Below are 18,406 nucleotides of genomic sequence, written 5' to 3'. Positions count from 1 at the left end.
TTTGATGTAGAAGGATTTGATATGAAAGCTTTGTTCAATGTAGCGGCTGCTTTAAGTCTTGGTTCGCTGCTGGCGAGCTCCCTTGCCCAGGCCGAAGAGCTCACCGTCATGACGTCCGGGGGCTTCACTGCCGCCTATAAAGCGCTGGGCCCGCAATACGCGGCTGCAAGCGGCGACACGCTGGAAACCATCCTCGGCCCGTCGATGGGCAAGGCGCTGGAGGCCATTCCCAACCGGCTGGCGCGCGGAGAGCATGCGGACGTGGTGATCATGGTGGGGTATGCGCTGGATGAGCTCATCAAGCAAGGCAAAGTCGATCCCGCTTCACGCGTAGAGCTTGCGGATTCACGCATCGGAATGGTCGTCAAGCAGGGCGCTGCCAAACCGGCCATCGCGACTGATGCCGAGCTCAAGGAGGCGTTGCTCAAGGCCAAGTCCGTAGCGTACTCCGACAGCGCCAGTGGTGTTTACATCGAGAAGGAGTTGTTCAAGAAGCTGGGCGTTCAGGAGCAGGTCGGGCCGAAGGGCAAGATGATCGAACGCATTCCGGTGGCCTCGGTGGTGGCCAAGGGGGATTACGAACTGGGCTTTCAACAGGTCGCCGAACTGTTGCCCGTCCCGGGAGTGACCTTCGTCGGCAAGATCCCGGAGGATGTCCAGTCCGTGACGCGTTATGCCGCCGGCATCCCGCGAAATGCCGAACACCCGCAGCAGGCAAAAGCATTGCTGGACTATCTGTCGTCAGCCAAAGCGCAGGCTCAGGTGCAAGCCACCGGCCTGGACTCAGTGCCCCGCTGAGCGAACAGGCATCTGCCTGACCAGTTGTTCCAGCTCGATGGCCGCGGGTGTCAAGGTACGCCCGCGGCGTTTGATCAGCCCGACGTTACGCAGCACTTCGGGCTCGATCAGCGGGACGCTCACCAGAATCGGATGACCCGCTGCCGGCATCGCGATGGACGGCACCGCAGCGACCCCCAGGCCGGCTTCGACCAGCCCGATCATGGTCGTTACGTGGCGGGTTTCACAGATGCTGGGCTTTTTGGCGGGCGAGCGCAGCAGCGCCTGATCCAGCACCATTCGGTTGCCTGAGGTCTTGTCGAGGCTGATGTAATCGTGTTCGTACATCTCTTCCCAGCTGACCTGCTCACGCTCGGCCAGGGGATGGTCGCGCCGGCAGGCGACCACGTAGCGTTCCTGCAACAACAATTCGAAATCGACTTCCGCCGCCAGCGTACCGCTGAAACTCACGCCGAAATCCGCTTCGCCCAAGGCTACCGCGCTGTTGACCTCGTTGGCGCTGGCGTCGAGCACCCGGACTTTGATCCTGGGGTATAACCGGTGAAAGGCGCTGATCACCTGCGGCATGAAGTAGTACGCCGCAGAGGGTACGCAGGCAATGGTCACATGCCCCATGCGCGTCGACGCAACCTCGCTGATGCTCATCAGGGCGATGTCCAGGTCATCGAGCATGCGTTCGACTTGCGGCAGAAAAGCCAGCCCGACCGTGGTGAGACTGACCTTGCGGGTGGTGCGTTCGAACAGTTTGACGTTGAGCGCTGATTCAAGCTTTTCGATGCGTCGACTCAGCGCTGGCTGAGTGATCCTGATTGCGTCCGCGGCTTTGCGGAAGCTGCCGTTCTCGACCACCGCACGAAAAGCCTGCAGGTCATTGAGGTCGAAATTGATACTCATGCATTAGGCCTCGCAACCAGTCGGTGAACCATGAAACGGTGATCCGCCGAGAACAACCGCCTGAATGTCAGCAGGACCGCGCAGACCGTGCCCAGCGCCGAGCCCGCGGCGATCAGGAACATGATCATGATCTGATAGCGGACGGCGCTTTCAGGGTTTTCTCCCGCCAGCACCTGACCGGTCATCATGCCGGGCAGGCTGACGATGCCGACCACGGTCATCTGGTTCAGCGTCGGCATCATGCCCGCGCGAACCGCTTGCCTGGCGGCCGATTGTGCCGCCTCCCAGCGGGTGCCGCCCAGTGCCAGGATCATCTCGATGGTGTTGCGGCCCGACATCAACTCCTGGGTCATGCGCTCCATGCCCAGGGACACCGCCGTCAGCGTGTTGCCCAGGATCATGCCGAGAATCGGGATCGCGTATTGAGGCTCGTACCACGGCCGGATGCGGATAATCACGAACAGCCCGATGGCCGCGACCAGCCATGAACTGCTCCAGACCGACACCACGCTGTCGATCAATTGCCCGGCGTACGTGCGCTTGCCCCGGCTGGCGGCAGAGAAACCGGCGACCAGTGTCATCAGACACATCAGGGGCAGCACCACGTACCAGTCGGCATGGGCGAATACCCAGCCGAGCAGGTAACCGACCGCCAGCAACTGCACGACGGTCCGCACGGATGCCCACAACAACTGGCGCTCCAGTCCGAGCTTCAACATCAGCGACAACGCACCGTTGATGAGGATCAGCGCGGCGGCAATGGAGAGGTCGGTGGCCGACAGGTCCTGGTAGTTCATGCTGCTTCTCCCGCGAGCAGCACGCCATTGTTCATCGTCAAACGCCGGGTGCTCATGCGTCGGGCCTGTTCGGGGTCATGGGAAATCCAGATGTAAGCGCGCGAGCCCGCGCCTGCGTTGAACCAGTGCAGCACCAGCGATTCGACCGCTGCCGCCGACTGCGGGTCGAGCGCCGAGGTGGGTTCATCGAACAGCATCACCTGAGGCTCCAGTTGCAGCGTGCGCACCAGCGCGACGATCTGCGACTCGCCACCTGACAGGTCGGTTGTGGTCTTGTTTAAAAACGAAGGCTCTTTGCCGGCCTGAGCCAGCAAGTCGGTCGCCCGTTGCAGATCGAACGTGCGCGCCCGCAGGCTTTTCAGAGTGAAGGGGAACTGCAGGTTGTCGAGCACCGTGCCTTCGATCAGCGCGGGGCGTTGCGACAGGTAAGACACGCACGTGCGATACGCAGGAATCCTGTCATTGGACAGTAGCGCGTGCTGCCACAGCAATTCGCCGCTGGAAGGTGCATCGAGCAGCGCCAGGGTGCGCAGGAACACACTTTTACCCGATCCCGACGCGCCGGTAATCGCGACTTGTGCGCCAGGCATCAAGGTAAAGTCGGTAGGTTTAAGGAGCTCGTTGGCACCGTTCTGGTCCAGACGAGTCAACCGCCTGACCTCAAGCAAGGGTTCGGACGACGGATGGGGCGATGACACACTCGACGGCACGGTCGTTCCTTTTGGGCGGGCTGAAACGCCGTGCATTATCGCCCACTTTGCCGTGCCAGGCATCCACAGTTCAGGGTGTGCCGCAAAACATCGGAACGCCGCGATACATGTGGGAGCAGTCCGAGGTTACGAGGGCCGCGAATGCGGTGGTTCATTTACCGATGATGTTCCAGACCCATTGCATTCGTCGGAATGCCGCCCAGACCAAGCTCGCTCCCACAGGTTGTGGTGTATGCCGCAAAGCATCGGAACGCCGCAATACCTGTAGAACAGTCCAATGGTGACTGCCTCACCTTGCCTTGATGAAATCCACAAACGCGCGAAGCGGCGAGGGCAGGTAGCGGCGGCCCGAGTAATAAAGGAAGGGCCCGCTAAAGCTCTGCCACCACGGCTCAAGCACCGGTTCCAGTGCGCCGCTTTCCAGGTGAGGGCGCAGCCAGTCTTCGAAGAGGAAGACAATGCCGAGCCCGTCGATGGCGGCCTGTACGGCGAGGTCGACAGCGCCGGCGATGTTGACGACCAGCGGGCCGGTCGGGTCGACGCGCAGGGTTTCGCCGTCGCGCTCGTACTCCCACAACGGTATCGCGCCGCTGGGGAACTTGCCGCGCAGGCAATCGTGTTCGAGCAGATCACGAGGGTGCTTGGGGCGACCTCTGGCATCCAGGTAAGCGGGCGACGCCGCCGTGGCGAAGCGCTGAATCCTCGGCCCGATCGGCACGGCAATCATGTCCTGCTCCAGGCGATCATCGTAACGAATGCCCGCATCGCAACCGGCGGCGAGCATGTCGACGAAGCTTTCTTCAACGATGACTTCCAGGCGGATATCAGGGTGCGCCTGCAGAAACGGCGTGATGATCGCGGGCAACACCAGACGCGCAGCACTGGCGGGCACGTTGAGTTTCAGCGTCCCTGAAGGTCGGTCACGGAAATCATTCACCACGTCCATGGCGGACTCGACTTCGCCCAGCGCCGGTACGATCCGCTCCATCAGCCTGGCGCCGGCTTCCGTCGGCACCACACTGCGCGTGGTCCGGTTGAGCAGGCGCACGCCGAGTCGGGACTCCATACGTCGCACGGCGTCACTCAGGCTCGACGCCGACTTACCGCTCGCGCGGGCACCTTCACGAAAGCCGCCTGCTTTTACCACGGCCACAAAGGCCAACAAGTCTTGAATATCCGCTGCCATTGTTCGCCCACCCGTACGCCCTGTGCCGATTGCACCTGATTATCAGAGAAGTGGTCAATGCCTATAGTGGCGGCACACTTCGTGACAGAGGCAAACGGCATGAGTAACGCAAGCAAGGCAGGCACGTTTCAACTGGGTGATCGCAGCGTCAACCGCATGGGCTACGGCGCGATGCAACTGGCCGGGCCGGGCGTGTTCGGTCCGCCCAAGGACCCCAAAGCCGCCATCGCGGTCCTTCGCGAGGCGCTGGCGCTGGGCGTCAATCACATCGACACCTCCGACTTCTACGGCCCCCATTTCACCAACCAGTTGATCCGCGAGGCGCTGCATCCTTATGCCGACGACCTGGTCATCGTCACCAAAGTCGGTGCTCAACGGGGTGAAGACGCTTCCTGGAATCCGGCGCAAAGCCCGGCCGAGCTGATCAAGGCCGTGCACGACAATTTGCGCAATCTGGGGCTGGATGTCCTGGATGTCGTGAATCTGCGCGCCTGGGGCAACATGCACTCACCGGGCGAGGAGTCCATCGAAGAACAGTTCACCGCGCTCGCCGAACTGCAACGCCAGGGGCTGATTGGGCATCTGGGCCTGAGCAACGTCACGGCGGCACAGGTCAAACAGGCGCAGTCCATCGCCGATGTCGTGTGCGTGCAGAACCACTACAACCTGTCTCACCGAGATGACGAGCAACTGATCGCCGACCTCGGCAAACAAGGCATCGCCTACGTGCCGTTTTTCCCGCTGGGTGGTTTTACGCCACTGCAATCCGACGTCCTGTCCAGCGTGGCGACGCGAATGGACGCTTCGCCGCTTCTGGTGGCATTGGCCTGGCTGCTGCAACGTGCCCCGAACATTCTGTTGATTCCGGGCACGTCGTCGGTGGCGCATCTGCGGGAAAACCTGACCGCCAGTGAACTGAAGATACCGCCGCAGATGTTGGCTGAACTGGATGCCGTGGCGTAGTGCTGTCAGTCCGGCGTCGATTCCCGACTGAAGGCTCCCACCGCCTGCACCAGCCCCTTGGCGGCGAGCTTCACCAGTTCGCCGCCTTTTTCCGGGGTAGCGAGGTCAGGGTCTGAGCCCATGCGGCCGTCCGGGAAGCGCGCACGAAAGTCCCGTGCTTCGCGGATAGGGCCGTTTGGCGCAATGCGTGGCGAATACGCCGCCGACTTGATGGCGTCTGGATAAGCCCACTGCGTGACCGCGATCTCCGACGGTGTGGCGTGCGAACCATGGCCCACCGGAAACTGCGCGTGGGCGAGTTGGCCGACGCCTTCCAGATCCCACCAGTTGCACAGCTTCAACGCGAACCCCGCCGGCCGTCCGGCGAAGCTGGCTTCGGCGTACAGCTCGGAAAAGGCGGCTTCAATCGACGCCACGTTACCGCCGTGGCCATTGAGGAACAGGATCTTCTCGAAACCGTGCCCGGCCAGGGAGCGAACCCAGTCGCCTATGGCGGCGATGAAGGTCGATGGGCGCAGCGAAATCGTGCCCGGAAACCCGAGGTGATGCTGTGCCATGCCGATGTTGAACGTCGGGGCGATGAGGATATCGGCGTCTTTCTGCGCTTCTTCGGCAATGATCTGCGGGCACATCCAGTCAGTGCCCAGGAGCCCGGTCGGGCCATGTTGCTCGTTCGAACCAATGGGCACGACGATGGTGCGGCTGCGGGTCAGAAACGCTTCGATCTCGCGCCACGTTGACAGGTGCAAAAGCATGCGGGGTTCTCTCTAGGAATTCGCGGAAACAAGGGCAGGTGTGCGCGGCGGGATCATCCGCTTCGACCCGGTCGATTCAAACGCAGACGCCAGACGCAGCAGCGTCGAGTCGTCATAGGCGCGACCGGCGAACGTCAGGCCGACCGGCATGCCGATGTCCGACATGATGCCCATGGGCACGGTGACCGTCGGAACGCCCAAATGGCGAATGGCGAGGTTGCCGTTGGCGACCCACACACCGTTGCTCCACGCGATGTCCGCGGATTCAGGATTGACGTCCGAATCAGCGGGTGCGACATCGGCGACGGTCGGGAACAGCACGGCGTCCAGTCCCTGCGCATCCATCCACTCTTCCAGGTCGATGCGTCGGGTTTTCTCCAGCCCGCGCAAGCCGTCGGCCAAGGTGTCGATTTCGTTCCACGGCGTGATGCCACGCTCGGCCATGCGCACGTATTCGTCCATGCCTGCCGCCAGATCGCCTTCGCGGTTGGGCAGGGTGCCGGGGTCGTGAGGGAAGATCTTCGGCCCGTCGACATCGACCAGGCGGTTCAGCTTGGGATCACCATTGGCCTGCAGGAAATCATCAAAGGCCCACGCCGTCAGGTCCCACAATTCGTGGTGCAGGAATTCCTTGGAGACGATTCCCCGGTTGAACACGGTCGGCGCGCCCGGGCGATCGCCTTCGCAATTGGAGACCAGCGGGAAATCGACTTCGATGACTTCCGCGCCTGCCGCTTCGAGCGCCTGGCGAGCCTCTTGCCACAGTGCGATGACCGAGGGACGGGTGTTGATGCGCTGGCCGGTCGGGCCGCCGATGCCCGGCGCTTCGCTGGTGCCTGCGTCAGGGTCTGCGTTGATGTACATGCGCGGGATGCCCAGGCGCTTGCCTGCGAGCGCCTCGGCCTTCACCGCGAGCTCCGCGTACGAGGCCGGACGCACCGACGCGACCGAGGGAATCGGCACCCAGGGTTGCAGCCGCCACAGGTCGCCGCGTGTGTCGGGATCGTCCGCGACCACTACGTCCAGCACGTCCAGCAGGTCGGCCATGGTGCGGGCGAAAGGCACGACGACGTCCATGGTCGGTGTCAGCGGCCAATTGCCACGCACCGAAATCACGCCGCGCGACGGGGTGTAAGCGCACAGGCCGTTGTTGGATGCAGGACCGCGACCGCTTGACCAGGTTTCTTCAGCCAGACCGAACGCGGCGAAGCTGGCCGCCGTCGCTGTACCAGCGCCGTTCGAAGATCCCGAGGCAAAGGGTGCGGTGAGGTAGTCGCCGTTGTAGGGACTTTCGGCGCGGCCGTAAACGCCGCGTTGCATGCCGCCGTTGGCCATGGGCGGCATGTTGGTCTTGCCCAGGCAGATCGCCCCGGCAGCGCGCAGCCGTTCCACGGTGAACGCATCGCGATAAGCAACCAGATCGGCGAACGCAGGGCTGCCGGACGCGGCGGTGAGGCCTTTGACCAGGTAACTGTCTTTGGCGGTGTACGGAATACCGTCGAGCGGGCCGAGTGTCTGGCCGCTCGCACGTCGAGCGTCGGAGGCTTCGGCTTCTTTGAGGGCTTCAGGGTTTCGGACCACCAGCGCGTTGAGGCGGGTCGCGGTGTCAGGGCCGTCATAGGCATCGATGCGCGCCAAATACGCCTGGACGAGTTCCACGGCGGTGGTTTCGCCGGACGCCAACGCCGCGCGCAATTGAGCGATGGAAACTTCGGTGACTTCGATCATGCTGCCACCGCCGACGAAGGAAAATGAAGGGCGTTGCGTGTGTCAAAAAGGCTTGTCATATCGCGTTCCGTTTCGCTGAACTGTCCGACAGGGTCTGAGCGTTCGACCCGGGTGGTGTATTTAACACCAAGTGCAAGGCGCGAGGCACGGGGCGAAATGGCGCTCGACCGAACAAATGACGCGTTCTGTAACATCACTTTAATATCATGCTGATACTGTCCGCGCTTTGGTCTGGCGCGGTAGTACTAGCATGCAGGCGGAACATTTCACATTCATGCGGCCGACGTTGCCCCGAGATCACCGTTGCGCAGGCGATCTGTGCAATGAGGTGCCCGGCATCGAATCGGACAGCACCAACAATCGTGTCATGGAAATTTTCAGTGCCCACCGCGAGCGCGCGTGCCTGGCCGTGCTGGAGGGCGATCGACCGATCGGGCTGATCAACCGCAATATCTTCCTGTCGCAGATGAGCAAGCCGTTTCACCGCGAGCTGTACGACAAGAAAAGCTGCATCGCCTTCATGGACAAGGAACCGCTGATCGTCGATGCCGGGATGAGCATCGAGGCGCTGACATTCAAGACCGTCGAATACGGTGAAAAAGCCCTGGCTGACGGCTTCATCGTTACCCGCAACGGGCACTTTGCCGGGTTGGGCAATGGCCTGGAATTGATGGCGGTGGTCGCGGCGATGCAGGCCGAGAAGAACCGCCAGATGATGCAGAGCATCGAATACGCCAGTGTGATTCAGCGCGCCATGCTGCGGGCCTCCCGCGAGGCACTGAGTTCGACGCTGGGCGATGCCTCGCTGTTGTGGGAGCCGCGTGATGTCGTGGGTGGTGATTTCTATCACTTCTGCGCCTACGCCGATGGCTGGTTCGGCGCCATCGCCGATTGCACGGGACACGGCGTTCCCGGCGCGTTCATGACGTTGATTGCGTCGTCATCCCTGACCCAGGCGCTGGCACAACTGGGGCCGCGCAACCCTGCGAACCTGTTGTCGGCGGTCAATCGCAGCGTCAAGGAGCAACTGGGGCAGGTGAACGGCCTTGATGGCACCCCCGAATCCGACGACGGTCTGGACGCCTCCTTTTTCTGGTTCGATAACGCCACTCAAGTGCTCAGTTTTGCGGGCGCGAGTATGGCGCTGCATGTGTTGCATCCCGACGCCGAACAGCTCGAGACCATTGCCGGCCAGCGCATGGGCGTGGGGTATGTCGACAGCCACTTCGATTACCAATGGTCGGTCAGTCGCGTGCAGATGCAACCGGGAAGCCTGATGTTCATCGCCACCGACGGGTTGATCGACCAGATCGGCGGCCCGAAGCGTATTGCGTTCGGTAAGCGCAAAGCCTTCGAGACGATCATTGCGCACCGCACCCAGCCGTCGAGCGCGATCTGCGAGGCCCTGCAAACGGCACTGGCCGTGTGGCAGGGCGAGCAATCGCGGCGTGACGACTTGACCCTTTTCTGTGCCCGTATTCAGGAATGACGATGTTCACTTCACCCACCGCTCAGCAGGACTGCACGTTTTTCGATCTGGCCCAACAGAGAAACGTGATTTTCTATCACATGGGGTATTTCTCGCATCACATCATCTCGGCGATGGCCGAAGTGGTGAAGCTGCAACTGGAAATCTCCGGGGTCAGCGGCCCGACGCGACGCAAACTGTTTTCGTCGTTCGTCGAACTCTCGCAGAACATCATTCATTATTCCTCCGACGCCTTGAGTGCGACGGTCGCCGAAGCGTCTGCGCTGCGTCAGGGCGCCGTCTGCATCAGCACCGACGGTGAGCGGCACCTGATGCTCTGCGCCAACCCCATTGCGACGGCCGACATCGAGCGGCTGCGCGAGAAGCTCGAGCCGCTGCGCACCATGTCACTGGAAGAGATCAAGCACGCCTACAAAGTCACGCTGCGCGCCGAGACGCCGGAAGACAGCAAAGGGGCTGGCCTGGGCTTCCTCACCATGGCCCGTGACGCCAGCGCGCCGCTGGAATTCGGTTTTCATCCGCGCCCGGACGACCCCGAAACCACCTTGTTTTGCCTTAAAGCCACCATTTGATTGAGCGACGCTTAGCCATGGACAACTTCTACATTGAAGCAACGGCCACTTCGCCGGAAGTCGACTTTCGTTTTGACCAGAATCTTCTGTCGATGAAAGGCGAATCCTACCCGGAAAACGCTGCGGCTTTTTACGCACCGATCGTGCAGCAGCTGCGAGCATTTCTGGAGGCCAAAGAAGGCGCGACGATCACGGCGAACATCGCACTGGCCTACTTCAACAGCTCCAGTACCAAGATGCTGTTCAGCATTTTCGATGCCCTGGATCAGTCCGCCGAGGCAGGCAACCGGATTGAAGTGAACTGGTACTACGAGGAAGAAGACGAGACCATCTTCGAGTTTGGCGAGGAGCTCAAGGCCGACTTCACCTCGATCATCTTCAATGACCATCCAGTAACCACGTGAACAGGGTGATCAACATGGCAGCTTCTGTCGCATCGCGGGGCACCTTGCCCGACCCGGCGCCAGACTTGTTCAAAAGCGAGGCCGAGGCGCTGGAGCAGGCTCGCTCGATCCTGGCGCTCCCTGAAGCCGACGCGCAGGTCTACCGCAAATCCTTGTCGGAACTTGCGACGCACTATGAGCGCCTGATGCGTGAAACCCGTCGCCTGATCGGTCGCAGCGACCGGGCCGAACGTGAGATGAACGCGCTCAATGCACAGCTGCAGACGCTGGCCCGTCAGCTGGAATACCGCGCGACCCACGATGCCCTCACGGGCGTGCTGAACCGCGGCGCAATCATCGACTTGACGGCCCAGGCGTTGCTGCAGACCGGCGCGGTGATGATCGTTCTGGACATCGACCACTTCAAGCACGTTAACGATGAGTTCGGCCATCCTGCGGGCGACGCCGTGATTCGGGGCATCGTCGATTGCCTGCGGCAGATCGTGGGCGAGGACGCGGCCATCGGCAGGGTAGGCGGTGAAGAGTTCACCGTGCTCATTCCCGGCGGCCAGCTCGAACAAGGCGTCAAGTTGGCCGAAGCCATGCGCCAGGCCATCGCTGCCCATGTGTTCGGTGCGCCTGTCGATCGCAGCATCACCGCCAGCTTCGGCGTCAGCGCCAACCCGGCAGGCACCGGTTTCGACACGGCCTATGGCTTGGCGGACACCGCGCTTTACCATGCCAAACGCGCAGGCCGAAATCGCGTGGAAGTGGCTGACGATTCGGTGTGAAGCAGCGTGTTAACCCAACGTGCTTTGGGCAGAGAACAGGTCACGTTCCTGCTCAAACAGGTCAGCGACCTCATCGGCCACCACCCGGATGGACGCGTCTTTTCGATCGCGACTGCGCGTCAGCAGAAACACCTCTCGGCTGGAGGGCACTGCGCCAAGATCGCATATCCGCAGCGTCGCCTCCGCGCGCCCGATGTAATGCGGAATCAACGCCAGTCCGATACCTGACCGGGCGGCGACGGCATGAAGCGCCTGATCTTTGGCGCGAAATGCGATGCGAGCTCGGGGGAAATGTCGGGCCACCCATTTCTCCTGGGCCAAGTGACCATCAGCCTCATTGAAGCCGATCAAAACCAGGTTGCCTCCAGCTTCAACCGAGCGACAGGCTTCATCCGTTCCGTAAAACCCAAAGCCGACATTGACCAGCGGACGCGCGATGATATCGCCGTCCTTGGGCCTGTCGAAGCGGATGGCAATATCCGCTTCATGCCGGTCGAGGCTGATGGAGCGCAGGGCAGGGGACAGGTCTATATCCAGCTTGGGATAACGGGCTGTCAGCGCAGGCAGGCGTGAAATGAGATAGCCGCCAGCGAGGCCGGGCGAGGCGCTGATTCTGACAAGACCGGAAGGTGTGCCGTCCTGCATTCCACGACTCAGCGTCTGCGCCGCGTGCTCCATGTCGCTTGCCGCTTCGAGCACATGCGTTCCCGCCAGCGTCAGTGCATAGCCGTCAGGTCGGCGCTCGACGAGCTTCTCGCCAAGACTCTCCTCCAGCGAATGGAGCCGCCGCGCAATCGTCGCATGGTTGACCGAAAGCATCCGCGCGGCGGCAGACAGGCTTCCATGTCGCGCAAGCGCCAGGAAAATCCTGACGTCTTGCCAATCGAGGTCTGTGCGTTTTTGAACAGTCATTGAGCGAAGATAGGTAATTTTCGAGCACCTGACAACGGCTTATCTTCTGCTCACCAGACAAATAGGCAGGAGTAAAACCATGTCAAACGTGCAGAAAGTTGCGATTGTTACCGGCGCTTCACAGGGGATGGGTGAGGCTATCGTGAATGCGTTTCTGGCGAAGGGGTACGGTGTCGTTGCCACCTCGCGATCCATTCAGCCATCCACACACCCGGACTTGATCACCCTCGCCGGCGACATCGGCGATCCCGCGACGGGCAAGCGGCTCGTGGCAGCGGCGCTGGAGCGGTTTGGTCGCATCGACACACTGGTCAACAACGCCGGCATTTTCATCGGCAAAGCGTTCACCGATTACACAGAAGAAGATTACCGCCTGAAGTTGAAGACGAATGTCGACGGCTTTTACTTTGCGACCCAGGCCGTCATCCCGGTGATGCTTGATCAGGGCAGCGGTCACGTCGTTCAGATCACTGCCTCGACGGCAGAGTTCGCCAGCTCGCGCGCTCCCGCCTTCATTGCCATGCTCACCAAAGGCGGCATGAATTCGGCGACCAAGAGCTTGGCGATCGAATACGCCACGCGTGGGATTCGTGTCAACGCCGTCGCGCCTGGTGTTATTCGCACGCCGATGCATGACCCCGAAATTGTCGAGCAGTTGGCAGCCTTCCATCCCATGAACAAGCTCGGCGAGGTCGAGGACATCGTCCGTGCCGTTCTCTACCTTGAGGACGCTGCCTTTTCGACCGGTGAAATCCTGCACGTTGACGGCGGCCTCATCGCCGGCCGTTAAAGCCTGCAGGGGAGCGCACCAAGCGCGCTCCCCTCATTACCCTGGAGTTTTCCAATGCCAATCGTAAACATCCTGGTGACCCGGGAAGGCACGACGCCGGGCGCGGACCGGACCACTGCCGACCAGAAGGCAGCCGTCTATCAGGGCATCGCCGATTTGCTCTTCAACGTCATGGGGAAGCCTCGTGAAGACACGACGGTGATCTTCCACGAGCACGACATCGACGACATCAGCCAGGGCGGGTTGCCGTTGTCAGCTTACCGACGGCAACGCGCCACAGACCGTGCGACGGACGCGTGATTGCAAGTCGATCTGCGATTTGCAGCCGGCCTCGAGGGGCTGTGCTTTCATGTTTACATGCAACGGGGTTAAGTTGAACGGCAATGAGCATCTGGATCGGTACGACGTGGAGGTGATGAATGCGGACTGTCGTGCAATGGGACAGCTGGGAAGGAAACGGGGTAGACCATTGCTCGTTTCTCAACAGCGCCGACTCTTTCGTCATCGAAGGCGTAGTGATTGGAAGCCGATCCGAAGGTTACGCTGCGCATTACTATGTGCTTGCCGATTGCGATTTCTGCACACGAGAAGTCCGCGTTGAATTCGTAGGCGGTCCACGCCTGCATCTCACCGCGGACGGCAAGGGAAATTGGTTCGATGTGATCAGCGCACATCCTGTACCTCTTTTGGCGGGATGCCTGGATGTCGACATCGCCGCAACACCGGCCACAAACACGCTTCCCATTAAGCGGCTGGCAATGAAGGAGCATGCGACCCATGACATCCTCGTTGCCTACATACCGCTGGCTACCGGTAACGAGTGCGACGTTTTTCCTCGAGTAATGGCACAAAACTACACGTGCCTGATCCCGGGTAAACGCTATCGATACGAGAGCACGCCAAACGGTTTCACGGCTGAACTCCAGGTCGACCAATGGGATGTAGTGCTTGATTATCCCGAGATGTTCCGCAGGCGTCAGGCCCGATAATCCATCTCGCGAACCAGGTCGATAAACGCTCGAAGTCCGGCTGGCACATAGCGGTTGGCGGGGTAAAAAAGGCACAGACCGGAAGAAGCTCACAATCATGTTGTTACCTAAGATCGAACTCAAGGAACTGTCGGTGAAAGCGGAGGCGGACGGTTTAACGTTGAGTGATCTAGTCCCGATTTGCGAAAGGTTCGGCGTTGCACCGCATGATGTGCTGAACGAGCTGTCCGTTTTGGTTGCGGAAGGCTATCTGCAAGGATCTTTGCTTTATGAGTTTTGCGACGGCGTTATGAACGGGATCATAAATGCTGTGGTTGAAGTAGGCATGACTAACGACATGCCTCAGCCCGCTTTCTCGCTTTACCAGGCCTTCGATCAAGGTGAATGGATCCGCAGTAACGACCCACCAGGAACTGACCCCAGCGAGAAATACACGAAGCCGGTGGTCGAGAAAATAATGCGTACCCTTGGGCACTCGCTTCAGAGATCGAGAGTGACTCAACGATACCTGAAATTCAGCAAAACATAACTGATCATGGTCAATGTTAGACCGATCAATATGTACTCGACACGAGGCAGGAATATAGCTAAACCACCTAAAGAAAACACGATCAACGTGTTTTGAAGAATGTATTTCCTTATCTTGGGTACGGCTATGAAGTAGCCATATTGCTTACCCAGGAAAAATAAGATCATGCCGATGACTGACACAATTTGGAAATCATGTATCGCAATGTCGTTCAAGATCGCATGCCTGATCAAATTAGCAAGGAGGGCCAGCCCTAAAAACAGGAAGAGGTGCGAGTAGATTAAGGAGTGGCCGCTCATGCTGCTTTCATTTTTGCTCAGCAGGTAAAAGCTATCAAAATAGATCCACCATATACTGCAAATCATGATAAACCCGGTGATTGCCGCCATTACATTATAAAGATTCCATTGAATATCAGATAACCCTCCAGAAAGGCTGATCACTGACTCGCCTAACAAGATAAGGGTGAGCAAACCTAGTCGTTCAACTAAGTGTTCTGTATGCGCTGGCAATGGTTTTGCTTTGCTCCAGGAAAAAACAGGAAGCAGAATATCAAGAAAAATTCCAATGTAAGCTACGAGGTAACGCATGGGTGGATCAAAAATAATGGATGAGAGACTGATAGCTGAGCTGACTAAAAGGGCGAAGCCAAGCCTGGAGGCGAATTCGCTACGGTCGTCGACAGTATTTATGGTTGAAATGTACATGATGCTGATGATGGCACGTATACCCACATAGCAGGTGATAACAAGCGGGTAGTACACTTCCAGTGTTTCGCCAATCCGTGCGGATAGCACAATGAGTAATAACATTATAAATAATGTTGAAAGACGGTGAAGGTTGCCGTCTGTATCAAACCTGTTAGAGTAAATAGTATGGCTTGACCAGATCCACCATAATGGAACAAAAAGCAGTAAGAAACTCCATAATTGCTCACGTTCATAGTGGCCTTGATGAAGATGTCCGAGCGTATGAGTCACCTTGCCAATTGTAACGACAAAAATAAGGTCAAAAAACAACTCTAACCAGGTGGCGTGTCGATTTTTTTCATAATACTTCAAAGATTTCATTCGCTGCTGGCTCCGCGTGCATCTAGAAGAGTCCATTGCCTGAGCCTTGATAGATGGGTGGTGGGGGCGTGCTTGGCGGGATACAACGTGCCCGGCGGGATAACTCAATCCACCATCAGTGGATTCACAAAAGAAACGGGCCCTAATCTCAGCCTGAGCCTGAGTGTTTTTGGCAGCCAGACGTTCAAGTTTCGCGGGAAGAAGCACGAGGTAATCCTCCGTGTCTTCGCGGTATTGGATTGAGGGCCAGGCGTGTAACATAGCGGCTGGATGCTCCCTGGCTCACCAGTGACTATAGTCGTATTTGGCACTTACCGTAGCCGTAGAACGAATTTTCGGCATCCGAGACCACCAGCAGCTCGCGCACTTATCTTGCTGCAGTTTTAGGCGGCTTTTTCACTCGATGGTTTTTGCGGCTGTTGCGCTACTAAAGTCGAGGGTACTTCTGCTTTCTGGGGGACAATTGCTGCCCGTTATGACACCCAGAAATTGACCAGAGCCACGTCTCGAACATGTGACGATCAGGTAAAACCCAGGGCCAAGGTGAGGAAATTCGCGGACCTCTGCCTTGTTCCTTCGATAGTGCGCTTCACGATGATCGTTCGGGCAGAGGGCGATCACATCGGCGGAATGGTCGTGGTCCGTTCACCGCCAACCGGCGTCAATCTGACACTGCTTTTTATGTCACCTCTGAGCCTTTCTTCAGCGGGGCGCAGCTGCCTACAGTGCGCGACCGACGCACTAGTGGACAGTGATCGGCCGCCCGCTATTTCTGGCTCTCTGTAGACCGGACGACCTCGAGAGTCTTCAGGAACCACCATGAATACTCGTCCCGATTTTCACAGCAATACGTTCCCCGAGTCGCAACGTGACATTCTCGGCATGATCGCAAGCGACCAACATCTGGACGAAATACTTACCGCTATCTGCGAGATGCAAAACGCCCAGAGCCCCGATACGTTCTGTTCCATTCTCCTCACTGACGCCGAGGGCAAGCACTTGCTGAGCGGCGCAGCGCCCGGCCTGCCGGCCAAGTACAGTGAGGCGATTCATGGAATGGCGATCGGTCCACGGGAAGGCACCTGCGGCACGGCAGCGTTCCGGCGCGAAATGGTGGTCACTGAAGACATCGCTCAAGATCCGAATTGGGAGCGTTTCCGCAGCCTGGCGCTTGGGCATAACTTGCATTCCTGCTGGTCGGTTCCTTTGCTCTCCCATGAAGGCAGCGTATTGGGCACATTTGCCCTGTATCAGAATCGCACCCATACGCCAGACGAATTACAGATTCAACAACTTGCCTGCGCCGCCCAACTGGCAGTCATCGCAATCCGCCATGAGCGTGACGGTCAGCGCCTGGAGGAGAGCGAGCAACGCTTCCGTTCGCTGTTCACCTATAACCCCAACCCGGTGTTCGCGCTCGATCTGCTCGGCAACATCCAGAGTGTGAATCCCGCAGGCCTGAAGCTTAAGCCGCAGACTGCAACCCAGTTCATTGGCCATCACTTTTCCCGTCTGGTGCCTGAGGAAGACCTGATGCGGGTCAGTCAGCATTTTTCCGCAGCCCGCGCCGGAGCCCCTCAACGTTTCGAGGCACGGCTTCGAGACGAGAATGAAAAACTGTTGACCATGGACATTTCGAACCTGCCCATCATGGTCAACGGCGAGATCGTTGGTGTGTTTGGCATTGCCCGTGACATCAGCGATCAGAAGCATTTCGAGCGCCAGTTGAGTTTCAACGCCAGCCATGACCAACTGACCGGCTTGCTTAACCGTGTGTCGCTTGAAGACCAGCTTATTCTGGATTGTCACCTCAGTCGTCTGCGAAAGCGGCGGCTGGCGGTAATGTGCATTGATCTGGATGGATTCAAATCCATCAATGATTCCATCGGGCACTACTTTGGCGATCAGGTGCTGATCGAGGTAGCGCGACGCATGGCCGAGCAGGTTAGGCCCGCGGACACGATCGTGCGCATGGGCGGTGACGAATTCATCGTTCTGCTGCCGGACCTGCTGCGTGATGAAGACGTCGTGCCAGTGGTTGAGCGATTGATGGCCAGCATTGCCAGACCCTACTGCATCCAGGGCATCGACCTGCACGTGAGCGCAAGTGTCGGTATCACCCTGAGCGATGGTCACCTTGAGCAGCCGATGCAGTTGATCCAACAGGCTGACATGGCCATGTACAAAGCCAAACAACAAGGGCGCAACAACTTTCAGTGGTACACCAGCGACCTGAATCAGCGTGTTTGCGAGCACGCCAGGCTGCGCAATGACCTGCAAAAGGCTATCGAGACTCGGTCGTTACAGCTGCATTATCAACCGCAGATCGACGCACGTACCGGGCGTGTGGTCGGGATCGAAGCGTTGCTGCGCTGGGAGCATCCGGAAAAGGGATTTATCCCCCCAGCGGTGTTTGTGCCGGTGGCCGAGGACAGTGGTCAGATCATCCCGCTTAGCCTTTGGGTGCTCGATACGGCCTGCGCTCAGTTGCGCCAGCTGGACGACCAGGGCATCACGGGCATCTCGATGGCCGTTAATATCTCACCGATGCATTTTCAGCGTGGCCATTTCGTGCAGTATGTCCAGGCGACGCTGGAGAAACACGGTCTGCGAGGTGAACAACTGGAGCTGGAGATCACCGAATCGCTTCTGTTGCATAACGCTGAACAGGCGATCGAGACGTTGCATCGGCTCAAGGCATTGGGGGTGCGCATTGCACTCGATGACTTCGGAACCGGTTTTTCCAGCCTCAGCTACCTCAAGCGCTTGCCGATCGACAAGATCAAGATCGACCGTTCGTTCATCCGGGAAATCGTTACCGATCACCACGATGCAGCGATCACCCAGGGCATTATTTCCATGGCCCACCACCTCAGCCTCATTGTGGTCGCCGAAGGCGTGGAAACGGCGTCTCAAATGGAATTCCTGAAAGGCAGTCGCTGCGATATTTTTCAGGGTTATCACTTCGCCAGACCGATGCCGTTTGCCGCCCTCGAAGCGTTCCTGGGCCATCCAGAGTTTCATCGCTGACCGGCCGTTCGGTTGGTCTG

Annotated in this window: 19 protein-coding genes; 11 read left to right on the top strand and 8 right to left on the bottom strand. The window is 59.1% G+C overall.

What is annotated here, in order from left to right:
- Positions 1-21: 21 nt before the first annotated feature.
- On the top strand, positions 22-798 hold the full coding sequence (locus ABDX87_RS03370; RefSeq protein ID WP_346831589.1) for a substrate-binding domain-containing protein: 777 nt from the start codon (positions 22-24) through the stop codon (positions 796-798).
- Here ABDX87_RS03370 and ABDX87_RS03365 read toward each other — a convergent pair.
- The 4 genes from ABDX87_RS03365 to ABDX87_RS03350 all read right to left on the bottom strand — a co-directional run bounded on the left by ABDX87_RS03365 (position 784) and on the right by ABDX87_RS03350 (position 4,385).
- A complete protein-coding gene (locus ABDX87_RS03365) occupies positions 784-1,692 on the bottom strand; it encodes a LysR family transcriptional regulator (RefSeq protein ID WP_346831588.1) in 909 nt (302 codons plus the stop codon). The two genes, ABDX87_RS03370 and ABDX87_RS03365, sit on opposite strands and share 15 nt — an antisense overlap.
- Positions 1,689-2,489, bottom strand: coding sequence for an ABC transporter permease (locus ABDX87_RS03360; RefSeq protein ID WP_346831587.1), 801 nt, complete (start codon positions 2,487-2,489; stop codon positions 1,689-1,691). Before ABDX87_RS03360 ends, ABDX87_RS03365 begins: the two co-directional genes overlap by 4 nt.
- Positions 2,486-3,199 (bottom strand): ABC transporter ATP-binding protein, encoded by a 714-nt coding sequence (locus ABDX87_RS03355; RefSeq protein WP_346831586.1) that lies wholly within the window; start codon positions 3,197-3,199, stop codon positions 2,486-2,488. The genes ABDX87_RS03360 and ABDX87_RS03355 overlap by 4 nt, the downstream gene beginning before the upstream one ends.
- 289 nt (positions 3,200-3,488) lie before the next feature.
- The gene (locus ABDX87_RS03350; protein WP_346831585.1) at positions 3,489-4,385 is read right to left on the bottom strand and encodes a LysR family transcriptional regulator; all 897 of its coding nucleotides are present in this window, start codon (positions 4,383-4,385) and stop codon (positions 3,489-3,491) included.
- Positions 4,386-4,484: 99 nt separating this feature from the next.
- Between ABDX87_RS03350 and ABDX87_RS03345 the strand changes: the two genes are divergently transcribed.
- Entirely contained in the window at positions 4,485-5,348 is an 864-nt protein-coding gene (locus ABDX87_RS03345) for an aldo/keto reductase family oxidoreductase (RefSeq protein ID WP_346831584.1), read from the top strand.
- Positions 5,349-5,353: 5 nt separating this feature from the next.
- Here the strand turns inward: ABDX87_RS03345 and ABDX87_RS03340 are convergent, their stop codons facing one another.
- Both ABDX87_RS03340 and ABDX87_RS03335 read right to left on the bottom strand, forming a co-directional pair.
- Positions 5,354-6,103, bottom strand: a complete 750-nt coding sequence (locus ABDX87_RS03340; RefSeq protein ID WP_346831583.1) for a creatininase family protein — start codon at positions 6,101-6,103, stop codon at positions 5,354-5,356.
- Between the two features lie 12 nt (positions 6,104-6,115).
- On the bottom strand, positions 6,116-7,831 hold the full coding sequence (locus ABDX87_RS03335; RefSeq protein WP_346831582.1) for an amidase: 1,716 nt from the start codon (positions 7,829-7,831) through the stop codon (positions 6,116-6,118).
- 274 nt (positions 7,832-8,105) lie between these two features.
- On the opposite strand from ABDX87_RS03335, the gene ABDX87_RS03330 reads away from it, so the two are divergent.
- The 4 genes from ABDX87_RS03330 to ABDX87_RS03315 are packed head-to-tail and all read left to right on the top strand — an operon-like array spanning position 8,106 to position 11,066.
- Positions 8,106-9,320: a SpoIIE family protein phosphatase gene (locus tag ABDX87_RS03330; protein WP_346831581.1), complete on the top strand. Its 1,215-nt coding sequence runs from the start codon at positions 8,106-8,108 to the stop codon at positions 9,318-9,320.
- 2 nt (positions 9,321-9,322) lie between these two features.
- The gene (locus ABDX87_RS03325; protein ID WP_346831580.1) at positions 9,323-9,892 is read left to right on the top strand and encodes a SiaB family protein kinase; all 570 of its coding nucleotides are present in this window, start codon (positions 9,323-9,325) and stop codon (positions 9,890-9,892) included.
- 17 nt (positions 9,893-9,909) lie between these two features.
- A complete protein-coding gene (locus ABDX87_RS03320) occupies positions 9,910-10,296 on the top strand; it encodes a DUF1987 domain-containing protein (protein WP_346831579.1) in 387 nt (128 codons plus the stop codon).
- Positions 10,297-10,310: 14 nt separating this feature from the next.
- Complete coding sequence (locus ABDX87_RS03315; protein ID WP_346831578.1) at positions 10,311-11,066, top strand: GGDEF domain-containing protein; 756 nt, start codon at positions 10,311-10,313, stop codon at positions 11,064-11,066.
- A 9-nt stretch (positions 11,067-11,075) separates the two neighbouring features.
- Here ABDX87_RS03315 and ABDX87_RS03310 read toward each other — a convergent pair whose 3' ends face one another.
- On the bottom strand, positions 11,076-11,978 hold the full coding sequence (locus ABDX87_RS03310) for a LysR family transcriptional regulator (protein ID WP_346831577.1): 903 nt from the start codon (positions 11,976-11,978) through the stop codon (positions 11,076-11,078).
- Positions 11,979-12,057: 79 nt separating this feature from the next.
- Here ABDX87_RS03310 and ABDX87_RS03305 point away from each other — a divergent pair, with 79 nt between their 5' ends.
- The 4 genes from ABDX87_RS03305 (at position 12,058) to ABDX87_RS03290 (ending at position 14,286) form a co-directional block, all read left to right on the top strand.
- A complete protein-coding gene (locus ABDX87_RS03305) occupies positions 12,058-12,768 on the top strand; it encodes an SDR family NAD(P)-dependent oxidoreductase (protein WP_346831576.1) in 711 nt (236 codons plus the stop codon).
- Between the two features lie 54 nt (positions 12,769-12,822).
- A complete protein-coding gene (locus tag ABDX87_RS03300; RefSeq protein ID WP_346831575.1) occupies positions 12,823-13,068 on the top strand; it encodes a tautomerase family protein in 246 nt (81 codons plus the stop codon).
- 119 nt (positions 13,069-13,187) lie between these two features.
- A complete protein-coding gene (locus ABDX87_RS03295) occupies positions 13,188-13,757 on the top strand; it encodes a putative glycolipid-binding domain-containing protein (protein WP_346831574.1) in 570 nt (189 codons plus the stop codon).
- Between the two features lie 97 nt (positions 13,758-13,854).
- Positions 13,855-14,286 (top strand): hypothetical protein, encoded by a 432-nt coding sequence (locus ABDX87_RS03290; protein ID WP_346831573.1) that lies wholly within the window; start codon positions 13,855-13,857, stop codon positions 14,284-14,286.
- Here the strand turns inward: ABDX87_RS03290 and ABDX87_RS03285 are convergent.
- Complete coding sequence (locus tag ABDX87_RS03285) at positions 14,256-15,563, bottom strand: low temperature requirement protein A (protein WP_346831572.1); 1,308 nt, start codon at positions 15,561-15,563, stop codon at positions 14,256-14,258. The genes ABDX87_RS03290 and ABDX87_RS03285 overlap by 31 nt on opposite strands.
- A 612-nt stretch (positions 15,564-16,175) precedes the next feature.
- On the opposite strand from ABDX87_RS03285, the gene ABDX87_RS03280 reads away from it, so the two are divergent.
- Positions 16,176-18,386 carry a putative bifunctional diguanylate cyclase/phosphodiesterase gene (locus tag ABDX87_RS03280; protein ID WP_346831571.1) on the top strand — a complete coding sequence of 737 codons (2,211 nt, stop codon included), beginning with the start codon at positions 16,176-16,178 and terminating at the stop codon, positions 18,384-18,386.
- The last annotated feature ends 20 nt before the right edge of the window (positions 18,387-18,406 follow it).

Source organism: Pseudomonas abietaniphila (assembly GCF_039697315.1).
GTDB lineage: Bacteria > Pseudomonadota > Gammaproteobacteria > Pseudomonadales > Pseudomonadaceae > Aquipseudomonas > Aquipseudomonas abietaniphila_B.
Note: the sequence above shows the minus strand (reverse complement) of the source record. Positions and strands in the feature narration are given on the sequence as shown.

Bases quoted from the DNA above. Each gene is read 5' to 3' on its own strand.
- ABDX87_RS03370 (WP_346831589.1), top strand. From the start codon at position 22: ATGAAAGCTTTGTTCAATGTAGCGGCTGCTTTAAGTCTTGGTTCGCTG.
- ABDX87_RS03365 (WP_346831588.1), bottom strand. From the start codon at position 1,692: ATGAGTATCAATTTCGACCTCAATGACCTGCAGGCTTTTCGTGCGGTG.
- ABDX87_RS03360 (WP_346831587.1), bottom strand. From the start codon at position 2,489: ATGAACTACCAGGACCTGTCGGCCACCGACCTCTCCATTGCCGCCGCG.
- ABDX87_RS03350 (WP_346831585.1), bottom strand. From the start codon at position 4,385: ATGGCAGCGGATATTCAAGACTTGTTGGCCTTTGTGGCCGTGGTAAAA.
- ABDX87_RS03345 (WP_346831584.1), top strand. From the start codon at position 4,485: ATGAGTAACGCAAGCAAGGCAGGCACGTTTCAACTGGGTGATCGCAGC.
- ABDX87_RS03340 (WP_346831583.1), bottom strand. From the start codon at position 6,103: ATGCTTTTGCACCTGTCAACGTGGCGCGAGATCGAAGCGTTTCTGACC.
- ABDX87_RS03335 (WP_346831582.1), bottom strand. From the start codon at position 7,831: ATGATCGAAGTCACCGAAGTTTCCATCGCTCAATTGCGCGCGGCGTTG.
- ABDX87_RS03330 (WP_346831581.1), top strand. From the start codon at position 8,106: ATGCGGCCGACGTTGCCCCGAGATCACCGTTGCGCAGGCGATCTGTGC.
- ABDX87_RS03325 (WP_346831580.1), top strand. From the start codon at position 9,323: ATGTTCACTTCACCCACCGCTCAGCAGGACTGCACGTTTTTCGATCTG.
- ABDX87_RS03320 (WP_346831579.1), top strand. From the start codon at position 9,910: ATGGACAACTTCTACATTGAAGCAACGGCCACTTCGCCGGAAGTCGAC.
- ABDX87_RS03315 (WP_346831578.1), top strand. From the start codon at position 10,311: ATGGCAGCTTCTGTCGCATCGCGGGGCACCTTGCCCGACCCGGCGCCA.
- ABDX87_RS03310 (WP_346831577.1), bottom strand. From the start codon at position 11,978: ATGACTGTTCAAAAACGCACAGACCTCGATTGGCAAGACGTCAGGATT.
- ABDX87_RS03305 (WP_346831576.1), top strand. From the start codon at position 12,058: ATGTCAAACGTGCAGAAAGTTGCGATTGTTACCGGCGCTTCACAGGGG.
- ABDX87_RS03300 (WP_346831575.1), top strand. From the start codon at position 12,823: ATGCCAATCGTAAACATCCTGGTGACCCGGGAAGGCACGACGCCGGGC.
- ABDX87_RS03295 (WP_346831574.1), top strand. From the start codon at position 13,188: ATGCGGACTGTCGTGCAATGGGACAGCTGGGAAGGAAACGGGGTAGAC.
- ABDX87_RS03290 (WP_346831573.1), top strand. From the start codon at position 13,855: ATGTTGTTACCTAAGATCGAACTCAAGGAACTGTCGGTGAAAGCGGAG.
- ABDX87_RS03280 (WP_346831571.1), top strand. From the start codon at position 16,176: ATGAATACTCGTCCCGATTTTCACAGCAATACGTTCCCCGAGTCGCAA.